At 72.6% G+C, this 15,929-nt stretch carries 15 protein-coding genes; 6 read left to right on the top strand and 9 right to left on the bottom strand.

What is annotated here, in order from left to right:
• Positions 1 to 7 precede the first annotated feature (7 nt).
• The 8 genes from ACOKM3_RS32400 to ACOKM3_RS32435 are packed head-to-tail and all read right to left on the bottom strand — an operon-like array spanning position 8 to position 7,819.
• On the bottom strand, positions 8 to 1,636 hold the full coding sequence (locus tag ACOKM3_RS32400; RefSeq protein WP_426904803.1) for a thiamine pyrophosphate-binding protein: 1,629 nt from the start codon (positions 1,634 to 1,636) through the stop codon (positions 8 to 10).
• Between the two features lie 9 nt (positions 1,637 to 1,645).
• Positions 1,646 to 2,422 carry an SDR family oxidoreductase gene (locus ACOKM3_RS32405; RefSeq protein WP_426904804.1) on the bottom strand — a complete coding sequence of 259 codons (777 nt, stop codon included), beginning with the start codon at positions 2,420 to 2,422 and terminating at the stop codon, positions 1,646 to 1,648.
• Positions 2,423 to 2,468: 46 nt separating this feature from the next.
• Positions 2,469 to 3,218: an SDR family oxidoreductase gene (locus ACOKM3_RS32410; RefSeq protein WP_426904805.1), complete on the bottom strand. Its 750-nt coding sequence runs from the start codon at positions 3,216 to 3,218 to the stop codon at positions 2,469 to 2,471.
• Positions 3,211 to 3,732 (bottom strand): cupin domain-containing protein, encoded by a 522-nt coding sequence (locus tag ACOKM3_RS32415; protein ID WP_426904806.1) that lies wholly within the window; start codon positions 3,730 to 3,732, stop codon positions 3,211 to 3,213. The genes ACOKM3_RS32410 and ACOKM3_RS32415 overlap by 8 nt, the downstream gene beginning before the upstream one ends.
• Before the next feature lie 22 nt (positions 3,733 to 3,754).
• A complete protein-coding gene (locus ACOKM3_RS32420) occupies positions 3,755 to 4,561 on the bottom strand; it encodes an alpha/beta fold hydrolase (RefSeq protein ID WP_426904807.1) in 807 nt (268 codons plus the stop codon).
• A complete protein-coding gene (locus ACOKM3_RS32425; protein WP_426904808.1) occupies positions 4,558 to 5,352 on the bottom strand; it encodes an aspartate dehydrogenase domain-containing protein in 795 nt (264 codons plus the stop codon). The genes ACOKM3_RS32420 and ACOKM3_RS32425 overlap by 4 nt, the downstream gene beginning before the upstream one ends.
• Positions 5,349 to 6,311: a VOC family protein gene (locus tag ACOKM3_RS32430; RefSeq protein ID WP_426904809.1), complete on the bottom strand. Its 963-nt coding sequence runs from the start codon at positions 6,309 to 6,311 to the stop codon at positions 5,349 to 5,351. The genes ACOKM3_RS32425 and ACOKM3_RS32430 overlap by 4 nt, the downstream gene beginning before the upstream one ends.
• 23 nt (positions 6,312 to 6,334) lie before the next feature.
• Positions 6,335 to 7,819 carry an aldehyde dehydrogenase gene (locus ACOKM3_RS32435; protein WP_426904810.1) on the bottom strand — a complete coding sequence of 495 codons (1,485 nt, stop codon included), beginning with the start codon at positions 7,817 to 7,819 and terminating at the stop codon, positions 6,335 to 6,337.
• A 208-nt stretch (positions 7,820 to 8,027) separates the two neighbouring features.
• On the opposite strand from ACOKM3_RS32435, the gene ACOKM3_RS32440 reads away from it, so the two are divergent.
• A complete protein-coding gene (locus ACOKM3_RS32440) occupies positions 8,028 to 9,410 on the top strand; it encodes an MFS transporter (RefSeq protein ID WP_426904811.1) in 1,383 nt (460 codons plus the stop codon).
• An 89-nt stretch (positions 9,411 to 9,499) separates the two neighbouring features.
• On the opposite strand, the gene ACOKM3_RS32445 is transcribed toward ACOKM3_RS32440, so the two are convergent.
• Positions 9,500 to 10,588, bottom strand: a complete 1,089-nt coding sequence (locus ACOKM3_RS32445; RefSeq protein ID WP_426904812.1) for a TetR/AcrR family transcriptional regulator — start codon at positions 10,586 to 10,588, stop codon at positions 9,500 to 9,502.
• 226 nt (positions 10,589 to 10,814) lie between these two features.
• On the opposite strand from ACOKM3_RS32445, the gene ACOKM3_RS32450 reads away from it, so the two are divergent.
• The 5 genes from ACOKM3_RS32450 (at position 10,815) to ACOKM3_RS32470 (ending at position 15,911) form a co-directional block, all read left to right on the top strand.
• Positions 10,815 to 11,675 (top strand): FAD binding domain-containing protein, encoded by an 861-nt coding sequence (locus ACOKM3_RS32450; RefSeq protein ID WP_426904813.1) that lies wholly within the window; start codon positions 10,815 to 10,817, stop codon positions 11,673 to 11,675.
• The gene (locus ACOKM3_RS32455; protein WP_426904814.1) at positions 11,672 to 12,274 is read left to right on the top strand and encodes a (2Fe-2S)-binding protein; all 603 of its coding nucleotides are present in this window, start codon (positions 11,672 to 11,674) and stop codon (positions 12,272 to 12,274) included. The genes ACOKM3_RS32450 and ACOKM3_RS32455 overlap by 4 nt, the downstream gene beginning before the upstream one ends.
• 5 nt (positions 12,275 to 12,279) lie before the next feature.
• The gene (locus ACOKM3_RS32460; protein WP_426904815.1) at positions 12,280 to 14,634 is read left to right on the top strand and encodes a xanthine dehydrogenase family protein molybdopterin-binding subunit; all 2,355 of its coding nucleotides are present in this window, start codon (positions 12,280 to 12,282) and stop codon (positions 14,632 to 14,634) included.
• Between the two features lie 27 nt (positions 14,635 to 14,661).
• On the top strand, positions 14,662 to 15,270 hold the full coding sequence (locus ACOKM3_RS32465) for an SRPBCC family protein (protein ID WP_426904816.1): 609 nt from the start codon (positions 14,662 to 14,664) through the stop codon (positions 15,268 to 15,270).
• Positions 15,271 to 15,371: 101 nt separating this feature from the next.
• On the top strand, positions 15,372 to 15,911 hold the full coding sequence (locus ACOKM3_RS32470) for a MarR family winged helix-turn-helix transcriptional regulator (RefSeq protein WP_426904817.1): 540 nt from the start codon (positions 15,372 to 15,374) through the stop codon (positions 15,909 to 15,911).
• Positions 15,912 to 15,929 lie beyond the last annotated feature (18 nt).

Below are 15,929 nucleotides of genomic sequence, written 5' to 3' on the forward strand. Positions count from 1 at the left end.
GTGCCGGTTACGCGCCGGGGATCTTCACGGGCGGGGTGAACGGGTTCTTCATCGGGCCGAGCGAGGCGAGGTCCACCTCGACGAGCGTCGGCCCCTCGGCGCCGACGGCCTGCTCGATCACCGGCCGAGCGTGCTCGGCGTCGGCGATCCGCAGATACGGCAACCCGCAGGCGCGGGCGAGGAGTTCGAAGTCCGGGGTGGCGAGGTCGACGCCGGAGCGGCGCTCGCTGTAGCGGTCCTGCATGTTGCGCAGCACGCCGTATCCGCCGTCGTTGAAGACCAGGACGGTCAGGCGGGGGCGCTCCTGGGCGACGGTGAGCAGCTCGCCGAGGTGCACGGCGAGGCCGCCGTCGCCCGCGATGACGACGGTGGGCCGCTCGGGGTCGGCGAGCGCGGCGCCGATGCCCATGCCGAGTCCCTGCCCGATGCCGCCGCCGCGCGGGAAGACGTTGGAGCGCGGGTCGTACATCTCCAGGAGCCGGTTGCCCCAGCTGCTGGACGGGATCGTGACGTCACGGGCGACGACGGCGTCGCGCGGCAGCACGGCGCGCAGCGCGTCGCAGATCGCGGCCTGGGGGCCGATGTTGTCGTGGAGCGTGGCGCGGACCTCGGTACGTACGTCCTTGATCCGCTGGGTCCACGAGGGCTCGGCGGCGCGGGCGTGGGGGAGCAGGGCGGCCAGGGCGTCGGCGGCGTCGGCGTGCAGGGTGTGCGCGGCCGGGTAGACGCGGCCGAGGGCGGCGGCGTCGGCGTCGATCTGGATGTGCCGGTCGGCGTCGGGGAGTCGGAGCCCGTAGTCGGCGGTCTCGTTGGACCGGAAGTGCGTGCCGATGGTCAGCAGCACGTCCGCGTCGGCGAGCAGGGCGCGCCCGGCGGGGGTGGTGGCGAAGTTGCCGATGACCTGCGGGTGGTCCTCGGGCACCGCGCCGCGCCCGGAGTTGGAGGTGAGCAGGCCGGCGCCGGTCGCCTCGACGAGCGCGGTGAGCTCGGCGCCGGCGCGGGCGGCGCCGCCGCCGGCCCAGATCAGGGGGCGCTCGGCGGCGGCCAACAGGGCTGCGGCAGAAGCGAGTTCGGCTTCGGAGGCCGAGGTGGCCGTCGGCTCCACCGTCACGGGAGCGTCCGTCTGCGCCGCGTACTGCAGGTCGATCGGCCACTCCACGCTCGCCGGGCCGCCCGGGGTGGCGAGCGCGGCGCGGGCGGCGGCGCGCAGGACGGTGCCCGCCTCCTCGGCGGAGCGGACGGTGGCCGCGTACGCCGAGACCGCGTCGAGCATGCCGAGCTGGTTCTTCGTCTCGTGGATGAACCCGCGGCCGCTGCCCAGGAATTCGGCCTCGACCTGGCCGGTGACGTGCAGCACGGACGTGCCGGAGGCGAGCGCCTCGATCAGCGAACCGGCCGCGTTGCCCGCGCCCGTGCCGGTCGAGGTGAGCGCGCAGCCGATGCCCCCGCGGGCACGGCCGTACGCGTCGGCGGCGTTCACGGCGCTCGCCTCGTGCCGCACCGGTACGAAGCGCAGCTCGCGGTCGACGGCCTCGACCAGCGGCAGGTTGTGCACGGACACGATGCCGAAGACGGTGTCGACGCCGAGTTCCTTCAGGACGGCGACGAGGAGGTCACCGCCGGTGGTGTACTGCATGCGAACTCCTCAGAGAATGCCGCGGCCGACGCCGCCGCAGACGTCGATGGCGGTCCCGGTGATGTACGAGGCGCGCGGCGAGAGCAGTGCGACGATCGCGTACGCGACCTCCTCGGCCCGGCCGAGCCGGCCGAGCGAGACGCCGCGGTCGGCGGCCAGCTCCGCCTGCCAGTCCTCGTAACTCATCCCGGAGTCCGCGGCGGCGTGCCGGCGCGTCCACTGCCCGGTGTCGATGAGGCCCAGGCAGACCGAGTTGACCCGGACGCCGTCCGAAGCCAGCTCCTGGGAGAGGGACTTGGAGAGGTTGAGGATGCCGGCGCGGGCGGCGCTCGTCGTGATCAGCCGCGGCTCGGGCTGCTTGGCGAGCACGGCGTTGACGTTGACGACGGAGGCCGCGCCGGACGCGCGCAGATACTTCCGCGCCGCCTGGAGCGGATTCAGCACGCCCGCGAACTTCAGCTCCAGCTCGTCGCGCCAGTCGTCCTCGGTCGTGTCGTCGAGGCGCTTCATGCGGGACTGGCCCGCGTTGTTGACGAGTCCGTCGAGCCGCCCGCCGAAGGCGTTCGCTGACGCCGCCACGAAGTCGCGTACGGCGTCGGCGTCGCGCACGTCGCAGGTGGCGGTGAAGAGCCGCTCGTGCGTGCCCAGCTTCTTCAGGCGGTCGGCGTCGCGCCCGCAGGTGGCGACGTTCGCGCCTTCGTCGAGGAGGGCGCGGACCGTGGCCAGGCCGACGCCCGAGCTGCCTCCGGTGACCACATAGGTCCGGTCGGCGAGGCCCAGATCCATAACTCAGTTCTCCAGTAGGGAAGTTGGGTGCAGTAGGGAAGTTGGGTCAGTTCATGGTGAATCCGCCGTTGACGGCGATCACCTGTCCGGTCAGATAGCGGGACTCCTCGGAGAGGAGGAAGGAGGCGAGCCCGGTGAGGTCGTCGGGCTGCTGCGGCCGGGAGATCGCCCGGTTCGCGGCGTACAGACCGTGCCGCTCCTCCGGGACCGTCTCGGTCGCCTCGCACTCGGTGAGGCCCGGCGCCAGCGCGTTCACGGTGATGCCGCGCTCGCCGAGTTCCCGGGCCATCGCGCGGGTGAGGGCGATGACCGCGCCCTTCGACGTGATGTAGTGCGCGAGCCGCGGGGAGCCGTAAAGGGCCGCGTCCGAGGCGAGGTTGACGATGCGTCCGGTCGGGCCGAACAGCGGGTGCAGCGCCTTGGACACCAGCCAGGGGCCGCGCGCGTTCACCGTCATCAGGCGGTCCCAGGCCTCGATGTCGATGTCCTGGAACTCCTTGCCGCCGACGCCGTTGGCGAGGGCCGCGTTGTTGACGAGGCCGTAGAGCCCGCCCAAGTCGCGCACGAACGAGGCCAGTTCATCGACGGACGTCGGGTCCGCCACGTCGCAGCGCGCGAAGTGCGCGTCGTGCCCCTCGGCCCGCAGTTCCTCGGCCGCGCGGGCGCCGCGCTCGGGGTCGAGCTCGGCGAGGACGACCCGGAAGCCGTCCGCGCCGGCCCGGCGGGCCATGGCCAGTCCCAGGCCACGGCCCGCCCCGGTCACGACGACCGTGCGCGCGTCACGCGAGTCAGTCACGGGTGACGCCGTGCATCGGCGAGTACTCGGGGTACGAGGGCACCTGCGGCTTCTGCGTGCCGATGACCACGCAGAACAGGGCGTCGGTGTCGCCCTCGTTCTTCAGCGAGCGGGTCACACCGGCGGGCACCACGATCATGTCGCGGTAGCCGAGGGTGCGGTACTCGACCTCGTCCGGGCCGCGGTGCACGCCGACGCGCACCTCGCCCTCCAGGACGAAGAAGGCCTCCTCCACGTCGTGGTGGGTGTGCGCCGGGCCCTCGGCGCCGGGCGGAAGCAGCATGTTGGAGAAGGTGAAGCCGCCGGACGGGAGGATGCGGCTGTCGCCCTCGTGGTTGCCGGTGGCGCCGGAGCCGACGTAGCGGATCTGGCCGCGGCGGTACTGCTTGCCCGCCTTCTCCTGGAAGGAGAGCGTGTCGAAGTCGGCGACGCGGGACTCCTTCGTGGCGATCAGCGAGTCGGTGTACTTGCCGAGGTCGCCGCCGTTGTCGTACTCGGTGGTGGTCAGAGGCATGGTGTGAGCCTTTCGAGGTGCGTCAGCGGGTGACGATGTGCAGGTGGGACAGGACCCAGGCGTTGAACCGCTCGGGCTGTTCCTGGTTGGCGAGGTGACCGGCGTCCTTGACGATCACGTAGGCCGTCTTGTGCAGGCCGCCGGCGATGACCTGGGAGGCCTCGACGCCGGTGACCTCGTCGCGGTCGCCGCAGATCACGAGCGTGGGCGCGGTGACGGCGGACAGTTCGGGGCGCAGGTCGGCGCCGGCCATGGCCTCGGCGGCGTACCCGTAGCCGGGCAGCCGCACGGAGGCGGCCATGGTGTCGACGACCCGCTCGACGAGCGCGGTGGGCGCGAGGTCCGAGACGAGGCGCGGCCCGCGCTTCTCGGCGAACGCGCGCGGCCCGGCCTCCGCCAGCTCCGCGGCGCGCGCCCGCATCCCGGCGGCCTTCGCCTCGTCGGTGCCGGAGCCCGCGCTGGAGTCGGCGACGATCAGCGAGTCCACGAGGTCCGGGTGGCGGATGGCGAGCCGCAGCGCGATGACACCGCCCCACGAGACACCGAGGACGTGCGCCGACGTGCCGTACGAGCGGATCACGTCGGCCGCGGCGTCCGCGAAGCCGTCGAGGTCCAACGGGTCTTCCGGGTCAGCGGACTTGGCGTATCCGGGCGCGTCCCAGGCGATGACCCGGGCGTGCGGGGCGAGCCCTTCGAGCTGCGGGGCGAACGCGGCCGACGAGGAGCCGATGCCGTGCAGGCACAGCAGCAGCGGGCCTTCGCTGCCCGCCTCTTCCACGTGGACGGCCGGGTGGACGGCCGGGTGGGCGGCGGTGTGGGTGGCCGTCACAGGATCTGCCCCGAGCGCCCGGCCAGCGCGGCCACCGACCGCAGCACGGCGTACGGCACGACCTGGCTGGTCGCCGGGTTGCCCGGGTCGGGCCGGTGCGCGACCTCGAAGCGGTACGCGCCGTGCTCACCGGACGCCTCGATGACGTGCCGGGTGCGCGTGGCCCCCGGATCGGCGACGACCTCGACCCGCACAGCGTCCAGGTCGCCGACGGCGAGGGCGACCGAGGCGGCCACGTTCGTCGACTTGGGGAACTTCACCGGCACGTCGCGCGCCGTGCCGGACATGACGGTGACGGGTCCGGTCGCCGCGCGCATGCGGCCCAGCAACTCCTCGCCCATCCACGGCTGTTCGAGGGTGGACGGCAGCTTCGTGGTGGTCAGCCGGACGTCCTCGATCGGCCCCAGGGCCCGCACGGCCTGGAGCAGATCGAGGCCGCCGACCGCGCCACCCGTGAAGTACACCCGGCCGGGCCCGGCGGCGAGCAGCCGCTTGGCCGGCTCGTCGTCGGTGAGGGCCCCGGTCGAGGCCACGAGCAGATCGGTGCCGGAGGTGAGGACGCGCTCGCCCCACTCCCGTACGACGCCCTGACCTGCCGCCTCGACGATCAGGTCGCAGAGGTCGATGGCCTCGTCGAAGGTCACCTGCGGCGCGGGCGCCGCCTCGCCGAGCGGCCGGTTGTCGACGATGCACGTCAACTCGGCGCCCTGGACGTCGCCTTGGGCGAGCGCCGTGCCGACGACGCGGCCGATGGCGCCCCAGCCGACGAGTCCGATCTTGAGCGTGCTCATTTCAGTGCTCCTTCGGGAACGACCGGTGACTCCGGCGAACCGGCCAGCGCGACCGGTGACTCCGGCGAACCGGCCATATGACAGCGGATCTCCTTCGACGGCGCCCCCGCCGTACCCCACAGATCGGACAGCTCCGGTACCCGCCGCCACACCTTGGCGATCCACCGGTCCTCGACGATCTGGGCGACCTCGGACGTGTACTCGCAGACGAGCCCGGTCGGGTCGGTGAAGTAGGAGAAGGTGTTGTTGCCGGGCCCGTGCCGCCCGGGACCCCACTTCGGGACGATCCCGTGGTGGCGGAGCCGGCCGAGCCCGCGCATGAAGTGGTCGACCGAACTCATCTCGTACGCCACGTGGTTGAGGGACACCCACTCGGCCTGGTTGAACGCGATGCAGTGGTGGTCGGCATTGCAGCGCAGGAACGCCATCTGATGCTCGGACCAGTCGGACACGCGCAGGCCGAGGACGTCGCAGTAGAAGGCGACGGCCGCGTCGATGTCGGGGGTGTTGAGGACCGCGTGCGTGACGCCGACCGGCACGGCCGTGTCCTGCCCGCGCGGCGCGACCGCCCACGTATCGGCGGACAGCTCGACGAGCCGGCCCTCGTGGTCGTGGAACCGGAGGCCGTAGCCGCCGCCTACCTGGTCGAGCGGCCCGGGGCCCGCGAGCGGCACGATGCCGCGGGCCTCCAGGCGGCGCGCCGCCTCGTCGATCTCGGCGGGGGTGGCGACGGCGAACACGAGGCGGCCGAGGCCGGTGCGGTCGGAGCGGGTGAGCTGGAGGGCGTGGTGCTGCTCGCCGGTGCCGCGCAGCCAGCTCGCGCTGTGCTCGGACTCGACGACCTCCAGGCCCCAGGCCTCTTCGTAGAAGTCGGTGGCCTCGGCGAAGGAGGGGGTGAGCAGTTCGACGGAGCGCAGGGCGCGCAGCCGGGCGATCGGGGGCTGAGTGGGGTGGGGCATACGGAACTCCGTTGTGGGGATGGTCAGTTGGCCCAGGGGAGCGGGGCTTCGGACGTGCCCCAGTACAGGGACTTCTGGCGTTGGTAGGCGCGGATGGCGTCACGTCCCTTCTCCGTGCCGAGGCCGCTGTCCTTCATCCCGCTGAACGGGGTGGACGCGCTGAACTGCTTGTACGTGTTGATCCACACGGTGCCCGCGTCGATCCGGCGGGCCAGGTTCCAGGCGGCGCGGTGGTCGCGGGTCCAGATCCCGCAGGCCAGCCCGTACACGGAGTCGTTGGCCTGCTCGACCAGGTCGTCCTCGTCTTCGTAGGGGAGGGCCACCAGGACCGGGCCGAAGATCTCCTCCTGGCAGGTGCGGGAGTCGTTCGGGAGGCCGGTGAGCACCGTGGGCAGGTAGTACGCGCCGTTCTCGTACGCGGGGTCCTCGGGCGCGGCGCCGCCGCACAGCACCTCGGCGCCCTCGGAGCGGGCGAGGTCGACGTACGCGGCGACCGAGTCGCGGTGCTTGGTGTGCACGAGCGGACCGACCTGGGTGTCGGGGTCGGTGCCGGGCCCGACCCGCAACTTCCGTACGCGATCCACGAGTTCCGCGACGAACGACTCGTACAGCGACGCGTGGACGAACAGCCGCGAACCCGCGATGCAGGACTGCCCGCTGGACGAGAAGATCCCGAACATCACGCCCGCCAGGGCCTGTTCGACGTCCGCGTCGGCCCGCACGATCGTCGGCGACTTGCCGCCCAGTTCGAGGGAGGCGGGGATCAGCTTGCGGGCGGCGGTCTCGGCGATGGAACGGCCGGTCTCCGTGCCGCCCGTGAACCCGATCCGGCCGACGAGCGGGTGCTTGACGACGGCGTCGCCGACGACCCGGCCGCTGCCCGGAAGCACGGACAACAGGGCGGTGGGCAGGCCGAGTTCACTCAGTGCGCGGGTGATGATCCGCCCGAGCCGCAGGGACACCAGCGGGGTCCAGGCGGCCGGCTTGAGCAGCACCGCGTTCCCGGCGGCCAGGGCGGGCGCGATCTTCTGTGCGTCGCTCGCGACCGGCGAGTTCCACGGGTTGATCGCCCCGACCACGCCGATCGGCTCGTGCACGCTCATCGTGACGTACGGGCCGCGCGAGGGCGTGATCGCCTCCTCGGCGGTCTCCAGGGTGGCGGCCAGGTACCGGAAGGTGCCCGCCGCGCTGAGCGCGAGCGCCTTCGTCTCGGTGAGGGTCTTGCCGGTGTCGGCGGTCTGCGTCGCGGCCAGCTCGTCGGCGGCCTCCTCGGTCAGCTCCGCGATCCGGTACAGCAGCCGGGCCCGCTGGTGGGGGAGAAGCTCGCGCCAGGCCGGGTCCGCCGCGGCCGCTGCGGCAGCCCGCGCGGCCTCGTCGACGTCCTCGGCGGACGCGGTGTGCAGCGTGGCGAGTACCTGGCCGGTGGCGGGGTTCACGGTGTCCAGCGGAGCGCCGCCGCCGCGTCGCCACTGGCCCGCGACGAGGATTTCGGTGGGGTGGTGGGACACGGCGGAGCCTCCGGCGTACGGGAGTTGACTTGCTGAAGTCCTAGAAAGCTAAGCGCTTAAATAATTCTCCGCAAGACCCCCGGGTCGAAAGGTTCGCGGTTCGACCGGTCTTCAGGTACCTAAGCGCCTAACCATTGACCGCTAAGGAGTTGGCTTCTACTGTCGCCGCAATCCCCTCGTGTTCGCGTGCTCGCGGAAGGACCCCTCCATGACGACTGTGGCCGGTAAGGCCGGAGAATCCGGTAAACAGGGCCTCGGCTCGATCGCGGCCAGACTCGAACGGCTGCCGCACTCCCGCTGGCACGTCAAGGTGCGCTTCCTGATCGGCGCCGTGACGTTCTTCGAGGCCTTCGACCAGCTCCTCGCCGCCTCCGCACTGCCCGTCCTCATCAAGGACTGGCACCTGAGCACGGGGCAGGCGACCTTCGCGGTCACCACGGGTTCCGTCGGCATGCTGCTCGGCGCGCTGGTCGCCGGGTGGCTCGGGGACCGGATCGGCCGGGTGCGCACGGTGGCCCTGGGCGTCGCGATCACCGGCCTCGCCAGCCTCGCCGTCGCCATGGCCAACGGGATCGAGCTGTTCTCGCTCTTCCGGTTCGTCCAGGGGCTCGGCATCGGCGGCGTCGTCCCGGTCGCGGCCACGTACATCAACGAGATCTCCCGCTCCGACAAGCGCGGCCGCTTCGTCCTGCTCTACGAGATGATCTTCCCGGCCGGACTCGCGGCGGCCAGCCTCGTCGCGGTGTGGGTCGTGCCGAACCTGGGCTGGCGCGCGATGTTCGTGCTCGGCGCGCTGCCCGTCCTGATCGCCGTGGCGCTGCCCAAGCAGGTCGCCGAGTCGCCGCGGTGGCTGCTCTCGCAGGGGCGCCTTGAGGAGGCCGAGCAGGTCATCGCCCGGATCGAGGGCGAGGTCGAGCGGGCCGTCGGCGAACCGCTGCCGGAGCCGGGTCCCGCGCCCGTGGCGGAGACAGGGCGCGGCCGGCTGCGGGACCTGTTCACCGGCCGCTACCTGCGGCGCACGGCCGTCCTTTCCGGCCTTTGGTTCGTCGCGTACTACGTCAACCACGGCATCTCGACGTGGCTGCCCTCGCTCTACACCAAGAACTTCGGCCTCGACCTGACGACAGCGCTGGTCTACACGCTGCTCAGCAACATCACCGGACTGGTCGGCACCTTCGTCGTCGCGCTCCTCATCGACCGGATCGGGCGGCGCCCGGCCCTGGTCGCCGCGCTCGGCGGCACGGCGCTCACCCTCGGGATCCTGGCCCTGGTCGGGGTCACCTCGGGGATCCAGGTCGCCCTGTTCGCGTCCTGCACGACGTTCTTCGTCTACGCGATCAACGCGGGCCTCTATCTCTACTCGCCCGAGCTGTACCCGACGCGGAACCGGGCCACCGGCGCGGCCTTCGGTGGCCTGTGGAACCGGCTCGGCGTCATCCTCGGCCCGATCACGGTCGGCGCGATCATCGGTTCCGGCGGCGGACTCGGCCTGGTCTTCGCACAGTTGGCGGCCGTGGCGATGGTGGGCGCGGTGATCGCCCTGTTCGCGGTGGAGACGAAGGGGAAGACGCTGGAGGAGCTCAACTCCTGACGGAGGGCGGGGGTGTCGCGGCGTCGGTGGCAGGTGGCTCCGGCGTCCCCGTCGCGCGGGCACCCGCTGTCACGCGTGAGGGCCCGCTGTCACGCGGGGTCCTGCGGGTCCGCGAGAGCCCTCCCCAACGTCCCCAGCAGGGCCCGGAGTTGGCGCCGCTCGGCCACCCCGAGTCCGTCGAGCAACTCCCGTTCGCCCGCCGTACGTTCCTCCGTGACCCGGTCGACCAGCTCCCGCCCCGCCCCGCTCAGCCGTAGCCGCACGATGCGCCGGTCCCGGTCGTCGCGCTCCCGCTCGATGAGCCCCGCCCGCTCCAGCCGGTCCGCGTGCTGGGTCACCCCGCCGGCCGTGAGCGCCCCGGCCGCCGCCAGTTCGCCCATGGTGCGGCGGTGCGGGGCCGGGGAGCGGCGCAGTTCGGCGAGCAGCTCGTAGGCGGCGAGGGAGATGCCGTGCCGCTTGACCACGCGGCCGATCAGGGCGCGGTAGCGGGCGGCGCACTCGGACAGGGCGGCGAAGACACGGGTGTCCGCCTCGGTGGCGGGGGAGTGCTCGCGGGGCGGCGGCCCGGCCGTGTCTCGTGCGGCCGGACCGACCGCTGCCGCGAGGACCTCGGTGAGCAGTGGCTCCAGGTCCGGGGTCGGCACGGAGCGGGCCGGTTCGTGGGCGAACAGGTAGCGCTCCATGATGACGCCGAACAGGATGCTGCGGATCAGCCCGATCCGGGCCCGCGCCTGCGTCGAGTCCCCGAGCACCTCGGTGAGCGGGACGGTCACCAGGCGTTCCAGCAGCTCGCTCAACTGCTCGGCGCTCGGCTGGTGGCCCAGCGCCGAGCGGATCAGCGCGGCCAGCGGGTCCTCGGCCGAGAGGCGGTCCCAGCGGTCGAGATAGGAGTGGGCGAGGGCCCCCGGCAGGCCGGCCGGATCGTTGCCCGCCTCTTCGAGTACGCGAGCCGTGACACCGGTCCCCTCACCGACGACGGCGCGGAAGAGCCCGTCCTTGGACCCGAAGTACGCCATGACGAGGCCGGGCGTCACGCCGGCCTCGGCGGCGATCGCCCGGATGGCGACGCCCTGGTACCCGTGGGCGGCGAACAGCCGCCGGGCCGCTTCGAGCACGGCCCTCCGGTTCCCCTCGGGGTCGTGCGGGCGGCCGCGCCGCCTCTCCTGCTGTGCGTCCACGGCGCAACAGTAGTCGAGCCGGGGACGCATCCCGACTTATGTACGGCCGTTCAAAACTCCTACCCCTTGAGAATACTGGTTTGAGCGAACCTCTTGCCAAGACGGTACTTCAGTGTCAATCATTTCAGGCCTTAGGTACATGGCCTTAGGTGCATGACCTGAGGCGCATGACCTGGGGTGCACCCGTACCCGCTCTCCCGATCCGAGAGGCCTGGTGGCAGACGGCTTGAAACCCACACCCTTCGACTACAGCGCCCCGCGCTCCGTCCCGGAGGCGCTCGCGCTGCTCGCCGACGAGGACCGCGAGCCCAAGGTGGTGGCCGGCGGCCAGTCGCTGATCCCGATGCTGAGCATGCGGCTCGCCCGTCCCGGCCTCCTCGTCGACATCACCCGCATCCCCGGCCTCGGTGGCCTCTCCGTCGACGCGTCGGGCGTGCTGCGCATCGGCGCCGCCGTCCGCCAGTCCACCGCGGCCGCCGACCCGCGGCTCCGCGAAGGATGGCCGCTGCTCGCCGCCGCGATCGGCCACATCGGGCACCCGCAGATCCGGGCCCGCGGCACCGTCTGCGGCAGCCTCGTGCACCACGACCCGGCCGCCGAACTTCCCACCGCCGCCGTGGCGTTGGACGCCCGATTCGTCATCGCGGGGCCGGCGGGGGAGCGCACCGTCGCGGCCGAGGAGTTCTTCGTCGCCACCTTCCAGACCGCCGTGGAACCGGACGAACTCCTCACCGAGGTCGTGTTCCCGGCCCGCCGCGGCGGCTGGGCCTTCGAGGAACTCGCCCGCCGGCACGGCGACTTCGCGACGGTCGGCGTCGCCGTCCTTCTCGAACGCTCGGGCCCCGCCGTGAGCGCCGCCCGCGTCGTCTTCTGCGGCGTCGGCCCCACCCCGGTCCGCGTCCCCGCCGTCGAAGCGGCGCTGACCGGCACCGACGCGGGACCGGCCGCCCTCGACGCCGCACGCGAGGCCGCGCTCGCACACCTCGACCCGTCCGACGACGTCCACGCCACGGCCGCGTACCGCCGCGAGGCAGCCGCCCACCTCCTCGCCCGCGCCTGCACCACCGCATGGGAGCGCACCCGATGACCGCCACGACACCCACGGCCGCCGCCACCTCCAAGGCCGTACGGACACCGCCGCTCGCGGAACCCTCCGGCTGGCACGAGGTCCGCCTCACCGTGAACGGCGAACCCGTCACCGCCCAGGTCGAATCCCGGCTGCTGCTCAGCGACTTCCTGCGCGACCGGCTCCGGCTCACCGGCACGCACGTCGGCTGCGAGCACGGCGTGTGCGGCGCCTGCACCGTCCTCGTCGACGGCACACCCGTCCGCTCCTGCCTCACGCTCGCCGTGCAGTGCGAAGGCGCCGAACTGCGCACCGTCGAGGGCCTGGCCCGGCAGGACGCGCCGCTCACCCCGGTGCAGGAGGCCTTCCACGCGTGCCACGGCATGCAGTGCGGGTTCTGCACCCCCGGCTTCCTCATGACGGCGACGGCCCTGACCGAACGGGGCGAGCGGCCGGACGACACCGAGGTCGCCGACGCGCTCAGCGGCCACCTGTGCCGCTGCACCGGCTACCGCAACATCCGGCGCGCACTGAGCCGGGCCCTCGACGAAACGTACGAGGCCGAAAGTGACACCGCCACCGCCACCGCCACCGCCACCGACTCACGGCGAGGGGAGTGACCCGCATGTCCACCACGCCCGCCCCCTGGATCGGCCGCCCCGTGCCCCGCGTCGAGGACGACCGCCTGCTGCGCGGCAACGGCCGCTACGTCGACGACATCGAGCTGCCCGGCGCCGCCGAGGCCGCCGTCCTGCGCAGCCCGCACGCCCACGCCCGCATCGAGTCGGTCGACGTGACCGCCGCGCTCGATGCCCCGGGCGTCCTCGCCGTGTGGACCGGCGCCGACGTCGCCCACCTCGCGCCGCTCCTGAACAAGGAGGAACTGCGCACCCCGCCCCGACTCGCCGAACTCCTCGACCCACGCGTCGCCGTGACCCCGATGCCGCTGCTCGCCACCGACAAGGTCCGCTACGTCGGCGAGCCCGTCGCCATCGTCTTCGCCGACAGCCGCTACCTCGCCGAGGACGCCCTCGAACGCGTCGACGTCCGCTACGCGCCGCTGCCCGTCCTCGTCGACCCGGACCGCGCCCTCGCGGACGGTGCCCCGCTGCTCCACGAGGACCTGCCGGACAACACGGCGGTGGCCGTCGCGGCCCAAGTGGGCGACCCCGACGCCGCGTTCACCGCCGCGCACACCGTCATCAGCGAGGAGTTCCGGGCCCACCGCTACGTCGCCTCGCCCATCGAGACCCGCGCCGTCGCCGCCCGCGTCGACCCCTACAGCGGTGACCTCACCGTCTGGTCCAGCACCCAGACCCCGCACCGCGTCCGCGAGTCCATCGCCACCACCCTCGGCCTCGACGCCGAATCCGTCCGCGTCATCGCCACCGACGTCGGCGGCGGCTTCGGCCAGAAGGGCATCCTCTACGTAGAGGAAATGCTGATCCCTTACGCGGCAGTCACGTTGCGCCGCCCCGTCGTCTGGCGCGAGGACCGGAACGAGAACCTCACCGCCGCCTCGCACGCCCGCGAGCAGATCCACCGCATCGAACTCGCCGCCGACGCCGACGGCCGCCTCCTCGCCGTACGCGACCGCATCACCGTCAACTTCGGCGCGTACAACATGACCGGCCTGGTCGTCCCGTACAACTCGCTGTGCCACCTCCTCGGCCCCTACCGGATCCCGAACGTCGACATCGACGTCCTCGGTGTCCTCACCAACACCGCCTTCGCCACGCCCTACCGGGGCGCGGGACGCCCCGAGACGGTGTTCGCGATGGAGCGGGCCATGGACCGGCTCGCCGCACAACTCGGGCTCGACCCCACCGAGTTGCGGGCCCGCAACCTGATCGGTCCCGACGACATGCCGTACACGACCGGCCTCGTCGACCGCTCCGGCAACCCCCAGTCGTACGACTCCGGCGACTTCCCGGAGCTGTTGCGCCGCGCCCGCGCGAAGGTCTCCGTACCCACGGCCGAACCGCGCGACGGCAAGCACATCGGCGTCGGCTACGCCATGTACATCGAGGCCACCGGGCTCGGCCCCTTCGAGACGGCGCGCATCGACATCGCCCCCAGCGGCCGCGTCAAACTCGCCATCGGTGCGCCCTCGCAGGGGCAGGGCCACCGCACCTCCATGGCGCAGATCGCCGCAGACGCACTCGGCGTCCCGCTCGACATCATCGACGTGGTGGGCGGAGACACCTCCGCGACCCCCTTCGGCGTCGGCACCATCGCCAGCCGCGCCCTCGTCAACGCGGGCAACGCGACCCACCGGGCGGGGAAACTCGTACGCGAGAAGGCCCTCGACCTCGCCGCCCGCCGACTCGACGTCCCGCTCGCCGAACTCACCCTCACCGACGGCCTGTTCACCACCAAGACGCCCGGCGGACCCACCCTCACCCTCGCCGAACTCGCGGGCCGCGCCCCGCTCCCCGGCACCCCCGAACCGACCGACGGCCGGCACGGCACGGAACTCAGCGAGACCGTCCACTTCCGGCCGCCCGGCTTCGCCGTCGCCAGCGGAGCGCACGCCGCGGTCGTCGAAGTCGACCAACACACCGGCGAGTTGGAGATCCTCCAGTACGTCGTCGTCCACGACGCGGGCGTCATCGTCAACCCGCTGATCGCCGAGGGCCAGGTCACCGGAGGCATCGCCCAGGGCATCGGCGGCGCCCTGTACGAGGAGATGATCTACGGCCCCGACGGCCAGCCCCGCACCGGCACATACATGGACTACCTCGTCCCCACCTCCTCCGAGATCCCCGACCTCGACATGGACGAGATCCACTCGCCGAGCCCCATGAACGACCTCGGGGTGAAGGGCCTCGGCGAGGGCGGCGCCATCGCCCCGCAGGCCGTCCTCGCGAACGCCGTCGAGGACGCGCTGCGCCCCTTCGGCGTCGTCGTCCGCCGGGGCCCGCTCTCACCCAGCCGCATCCGCGACCTGCTGCGCGCCGCCCCCGCCGCCACCCACTGACCCACGACCTGAAGAAAGAACCCCGCCATGCAACTCGACCACACCTTCACCGTCCCGGCCGCGCCCGACGACGCCTGGAAGCTCTTCCATGACCTCGGCCGCGTGGCCCCCTGTATGCCCGGCGCCGTCCTCGACACCCTCGACGGGGACACCTTCACCGGCCGCGTGAAGGTCAAGGTCGGCGCGGTGCAGATGAGTTACCGGGGCGAGGGCGCCGTGACCCGCGACGATGCCGCCCGCACCATGCGGCTCGACCTCAGCGGCAGCGAGACCCGCGGCGCGGGCACCGCCTCCGCGGCCGTCACCGCCGAACTCGTCGCCGACCCCGCCGGCACCCGCGTCCGGGTCCGCACCGACCTCGACATCACCGGCAGGCCGGCCCAGTTCGGGCGCGGCATCATGACCGAGGTCGGCGACCGCATCGTCGGCCAATTCGCCGACCGGCTCGCGGAGTTGATGTCCGGCCCGCAGGTGGAGTCCGCCGCTCCGGCGACCCCCGCCGAACCGGAGGCCGTCGACCTCGGCGCAGCCGCCCTCCCCGTACTCCTGAAGAAGGCCGCCGTTCCGGCCGCAGCCGCACTCGCGGCGGTGATACTGGTCGGCGTGATCGGCAGGCGCCGCCGCGCGGCCCGCTGACGGCCGGGGCGCCGTCCGCCCCTACCGTGATCGCTTCAGGGGTAGAATTTTCAGGGGCGTAACAATTGGCGCCCGCCCGTGAGACGTGCGAGGGGACGGGGATGGCCGAGCGGAAGGCGAAGCGGCACGACGCCGTGACACAGATCGTGGCGGACTGGGCGCGTGAGCGGCCCGAGCTCGACACAGGACCGCTGGAGGTGCTGGCCCGGCTGCACCGCTCGTTCCTGCGCTACAACACCAAGCTCAACGCCTCGATCGAGCAGCACGGCCTGTCCGTCGCCGGCTTCGACGTGCTGACCGCGCTGCGCCGGGCAGGCAAGCCCTACCGGCTCACCGCCGGGCAGCTCGCCGACTCGGGTCTCGTCTCGTCCGCCGGGGTCACCCTGCGGATGGACCGCCTGGAGAAGGACGGCCTGATAGTGCGCGAGCGGGACGCCGAGGACCGCCGCGTCGTCTACTCCCGCCTCACCGACGAGGGCCTCGCCAAGGTCGACGAGGTCTTCACGGACCACCTCGCCAACGAGGAACGCATGCTCGCCGCCATCACCCCAGCCGAACGCCGCCAACTCGCCCGCCTCCTCGGCAAGTTGGAGCACTCGATCCTCGACGCGGACGACCCTTCAAGCCCCGCCGGCGATTGAGGCGCGGGGTCCGGGGCA

The organism is Streptomyces nidicola (genome assembly GCF_050106155.1).
GTDB lineage: Bacteria > Actinomycetota > Actinomycetes > Streptomycetales > Streptomycetaceae > Streptomyces.

Bases quoted from the DNA above. Each gene is read 5' to 3' on its own strand.
- ACOKM3_RS32400 (WP_426904803.1), bottom strand. From the start codon at position 1,636: ATGCAGTACACCACCGGCGGTGACCTCCTCGTCGCCGTCCTGAAGGAA.
- ACOKM3_RS32405 (WP_426904804.1), bottom strand. From the start codon at position 2,422: ATGGATCTGGGCCTCGCCGACCGGACCTATGTGGTCACCGGAGGCAGC.
- ACOKM3_RS32415 (WP_426904806.1), bottom strand. From the start codon at position 3,732: ATGCCTCTGACCACCACCGAGTACGACAACGGCGGCGACCTCGGCAAG.
- ACOKM3_RS32425 (WP_426904808.1), bottom strand. From the start codon at position 5,352: ATGAGCACGCTCAAGATCGGACTCGTCGGCTGGGGCGCCATCGGCCGC.
- ACOKM3_RS32430 (WP_426904809.1), bottom strand. From the start codon at position 6,311: ATGCCCCACCCCACTCAGCCCCCGATCGCCCGGCTGCGCGCCCTGCGC.
- ACOKM3_RS32440 (WP_426904811.1), top strand. From the start codon at position 8,028: ATGACGACTGTGGCCGGTAAGGCCGGAGAATCCGGTAAACAGGGCCTC.
- ACOKM3_RS32455 (WP_426904814.1), top strand. From the start codon at position 11,672: ATGACCGCCACGACACCCACGGCCGCCGCCACCTCCAAGGCCGTACGG.
- ACOKM3_RS32460 (WP_426904815.1), top strand. From the start codon at position 12,280: ATGTCCACCACGCCCGCCCCCTGGATCGGCCGCCCCGTGCCCCGCGTC.
- ACOKM3_RS32465 (WP_426904816.1), top strand. From the start codon at position 14,662: ATGCAACTCGACCACACCTTCACCGTCCCGGCCGCGCCCGACGACGCC.
- ACOKM3_RS32470 (WP_426904817.1), top strand. From the start codon at position 15,372: ATGGCCGAGCGGAAGGCGAAGCGGCACGACGCCGTGACACAGATCGTG.